The following is a 3,967-nucleotide window of genomic DNA, read 5'->3' as shown; positions in this document are numbered from 1 at the left end:
CGGCGGGCGGCGGCGCGGTGCTCGCCGGGGCGGTGCTCACCGCCGGGGACGCGGCACGGCGCGACCTCTTCGGCGAGCCATAAGGTATGCCGTGGGGGCGGCCCTCACATGATCGTCCGTACCGCCGGTACGGCAGGATGGCGCGGGGGCGCCCGCCCCGAGAACCCGAACCACCGTCAGGAGACGCACATGGGCCAGCCCGAGGTGCCGGCCAACCCGTACCGCATCGGCGAGGCCGCGGCGCTGCTCGGCGTCAGCGCCGACACCATGCGGCGCTGGGTGGACGCCGGGCGGGTCGCCGGCGCGCGGGACGAGCACGGGCACCGGATCATCCCGGGGGCCGAACTCGCCGCCTTCGCCCGGGAGTTGGCCCGGCCGGAGAACGCCGAGGTGGAGGGCCAGCCGTCCTCGGCGCGCAACCGCTTCCCGGGGATCGTCACCGACGTGGTGCTGGGCGACGTGGCCGCGCAGGTGGAGATCCAGGCCGGGCCGTTCCGGGTGGTGTCCCTGATCAGCCGGGACTCGGCGGTGGAGCTCAACCTGGTCCCCGGTGCGCCCGCCACGGCGGTCATCAAGTCCACCAATGTGATGATCGAACGCCGCTAGCCGGCCCGGTGGATCCCCGCGGATCCCTCCGCAGCCCCCTGCAATCCCCTTCGTACGAGTCCCGGAACGAACCGAGAGGCGCCCGGATGCCACCCCCGCACCTGCCGACCACCCAGAGCGCCGTGCTCGCGATCGAGGCCGTGGCCGCCCGGCACGGCCGCACCGTCCGCGCCCAGCACGACATCGGCCGCGACCGGACCTTCGCCGGGCTGGTCGGCCCGGACGGTCCGGGCGGCTCGGGCGGCTCGCTCGGGGAACTGGACGCCGTCCCGCACGAGGCGCTGCTGGAGTTCGACGGCCGCCCCGCCGTCACCGTCCGGCTGTTCACCCACGACGAGGTCGCCGTGACCGTCGAGGGCATCGCCTTCGACGTCGACCGCGACCGCGTCCCCGGCTTCCTGAACGCCGTCTGGTCCGACCTGGTGCACGTCAAGGCGCGCACCTTCCCGCCGTCCACCACGCTGATCGTCACCGTCCCCGGGGAGCCGAGCCACCGCGAGGACATCGGCGTCCACAGCCTCACCCCCTGGCTCTCGGGAAGGATCCGATGAACGCCGCCGCCAAGCCGCTCGCCGCCGGAACGCTCTCCGCCAAGCCGCTGGCCGTCGCCCACCGGGGCGACCCGTACCGCTTCCGCGAGAACACCCTGCCCTCCGTCGAGTCCGCGCTCGCCGCCGGGGCCGACGCCGTCGAGGTGGACGTCCAGCTCACCCGCGACCGGGTGCCCGTCCTGCTGCACGACCGCACCCTGGAGCGGCTCTGGGGCGACGCGCGGTCGATCGACCGGGTCACCGCCGACCAGCTGGAGGAGCTGCGGCAGGGGCCGCTCGCCGTCCCCACCCTGGCCGAGGCGGTCAAGGCGGTGACGGCCGTCGAGGGCCGCCGGCTGCTGATCGACCTGGACGACGCGGGCCCGGCCGCCGCCGCCTGGTCGGTCGTCACCGGGCTCGGCGCCGAGGCGGCGGTCGCCTTCTGCGGCCCCACCACCGCCATGCTCGCGGTGCGCGAACTGAGCCCGGACGCCGAGATCGCGCTCACCTGGAAGCAGCCCCGGATGCCGGTGCGCGCCCTGCTGGACGACCTGCGCCCGCGCTACCTCAACCCGCCGTTCGGCCTGGTCACCCCCGAGTTCACGGCCGCCGCGGCGGAGCGGGGGCTCGCCGTCTCCACCTGGACCGCCGACCTGCGCCGCACCATGCGCCGGCTGCGCGACACCGGGGTCGCGTCCATCACCTCCAACCGGATCGGCGTCCTGCGCTCGGTGCTGGACGGCCGCGGCTGACCGGAGCGGTGCTCGGCCGGAGGGCGCCCGGGTCGCCCGTTCGGGTGCTCCCGGCCGATCCGCCGCGCGGCCCGTCGAAACCTCTGCTGAGCTGGGGCGGTTCGGAATCGTCGACGACCCCCGGCGGAGGTGGCCGTGTCCGTGGAGCGCGCGCCCGGCGAGCAGCGGCAGCCGGACGACCGCAGGCCGTACCTGATGCTGCCGCCCGGGCTGCGGCAGGCGGCGGCCTGGTCGGTGGCGGTGATCCTGCTGATCGCCGTCGCCTCGCTGGTGGTCTTCGCGCTGGTCGAACTGCGGGCCGCGACCGTGCCGTTCGTCCTGGCGCTGCTCGGGGCCTCGCTGCTCTACCCGGTGGTGCCGTGGCTGGTGGGCCGGGGCGTGAGCCGGAGCCTGGCGGCCGGGCTGACCTGCGTGGTGCTGGTGGTCGCGGTCAGCGGGGTGATCGCGCTGCTGGTCAACTCGCTGGTGCACAGCGCCCCGCAGATCGCCTCCTCGCTCCAGGAGGCCGGGCAGCGGCTGGCCGACTGGCTGGGCCCGCTGGGGGCGAAGATCCGGCACGGCCTGGACAACGCCAAGGGCGAGACCAACTCGCTGGTCTCCACCCTCACCAACGGCGTGCTCTCCGGGCTCGGCCTGCTCACCCAGCTGATCACCGGCGGGGTGCTGGCGCTGGCCCTGGTGTTCTTCTTCCTCCGGGACGGCCACCGCACCGGCGACGCCATCCGCTCCTACCTGCCCGAGCGCAGCGCCACGACGGTGATCGCCTGCGCGGAGCGGGCCTTCGACGCGATGGCCGGGTTCATGCGGGGCACCACCCTGATCGCGCTGATCGACGCGGGCTTCATCACCATCGGCCTGATCGCCCTCGGGGTGCCGGGCGCGCCCGGGCTCGGCGCGCTGGTCTTCATGGGCGCCTACATCCCCTTCGTCGGGGCCTTCCTGTCCGGCACGGTGGCCGTGCTGGTGGCGCTCGCCGACGGCGGGCTCGGTACGGCGCTCTGGGCGCTGGGCGTGGTGCTCGCGGTGCAGATGATCGAGGGCAACGTCCTCCAGCCGGTCATCCAGAGCCGGACGGTGGAGCTGCATCCGGCCACCATCATGGTCGCCGTGGTGGCCGGCTCGGGCATCGCCGGGATCATCGGTGCCCTGCTCGCGGTGCCGGTCTGCGCCGCCGTGATGGGCGTCATCTCGGTGCTGCGGGGGGACCCGGACGCGCGGGAGAAGTCGGTTGCCGGGCCGTGACCCGTTGTGCGAGCATCGCTAATGCGATTTGAGTCGCGATAGTGATGCGGAGGGGTTGCGTGGAACTGTTCGAGGTGGCCGAGGCGGGGGCCGGGCCGTACGGGGTGGCCGTGGGGCCCGACGGGGGCGTGTGGTTCACCCTGGTGCACACCGGGGAGATCGGGCGGCTGGCCGCGGACGGGACGGTCGAGCGCTTCGGCCTCGGCGCGCCGGAGTGCGGGCCCGCGGTGATCACGGCGGGGCCGGACGGGGCGCTCTGGTTCAGCCGGATGCGGGACCACCGGATCGGTCGGATCACGGTGGACGGGACGGCGACGTCCTACGCGCTTCCGACGGAGGAGGCCGGGCCGTACGGGATCGCCGCCGGGCCCGACGGGGCGCTCTGGTTCACCGAGCTGAACGCCGGCCGGATCGGGCGGATCACCGTGGCGGGTGAGGTCACGGAGTTCCCGCTGCCGCTCGCCGGGGCCTTCCCGTCGCTGATCACGGCCGGACCGGACGGGGCGCTGTGGTGCACGCTCAACCAGGCCGACGCCGTCGCCCGGATCACCGTCGACGGCCGGGTGACCGTCCACGGGCTGCCCACCGGGGGCACCGCGCCGGTCGGCATCACCGCCGGGACGGACGGCGCGCTCTGGTACGTCGGCATCGGCGGCGGGCTGGTCGGGCGGATCACCGTGGACGGCGAGGTGACCGAGTACCCGCTGGCCGACCGCGCGGCCCGCCCGCACGCGATCGCGGCCGGGCCGGACGGCCGGCTCTGGTTCACCGAGTGGGGCGCCGGCCGGATCGGGGTGCTCGGCCCGGACGGGCGGCTCGGCGGCCACCCCCTCCCGG

Annotated in this window: 5 protein-coding genes; all 5 read left to right on the top strand. The window is 75.1% G+C overall.

What is annotated here, in order from left to right; all coding sequences use genetic code 11:
- Window positions 1-189: 189 nt before the first annotated feature.
- Window positions 190-606 (top strand): molybdopterin-binding protein, encoded by a 417-nt coding sequence (locus tag AE652_RS36965; protein WP_199823201.1) that lies wholly within the window; start codon window positions 190-192, stop codon window positions 604-606.
- A gap of 86 nt (window positions 607-692) precedes the next feature.
- Window positions 693-1,157, top strand: a complete 465-nt coding sequence (locus tag AE652_RS36960; protein WP_049659530.1) for a hypothetical protein — start codon at window positions 693-695, stop codon at window positions 1,155-1,157.
- Window positions 1,154-1,888, top strand: a complete 735-nt coding sequence (locus AE652_RS36955) for a glycerophosphodiester phosphodiesterase (protein WP_049659527.1) — start codon at window positions 1,154-1,156, stop codon at window positions 1,886-1,888. Before AE652_RS36960 ends, AE652_RS36955 begins: the two co-directional genes overlap by 4 nt.
- Window positions 1,889-2,023: 135 nt before the next feature.
- The gene (locus AE652_RS36950; RefSeq protein WP_234348675.1) at window positions 2,024-3,130 is read left to right on the top strand and encodes an AI-2E family transporter; all 1,107 of its coding nucleotides are present in this window, start codon (window positions 2,024-2,026) and stop codon (window positions 3,128-3,130) included.
- Between the two features lie 44 nt (window positions 3,131-3,174).
- The coding region (locus AE652_RS36945) for a virginiamycin B lyase (RefSeq protein ID WP_049659532.1) at window positions 3,175-3,967 on the top strand (793 nt) is incomplete at its 3' end.

The organism is Kitasatospora sp. MY 5-36 (genome assembly GCF_001182915.1).
GTDB lineage: Bacteria > Actinomycetota > Actinomycetes > Streptomycetales > Streptomycetaceae > Kitasatospora.
The sequence above is the reverse complement of the archived record's forward strand: the minus strand, read 5'-3'. Positions and strand labels throughout refer to the sequence as shown.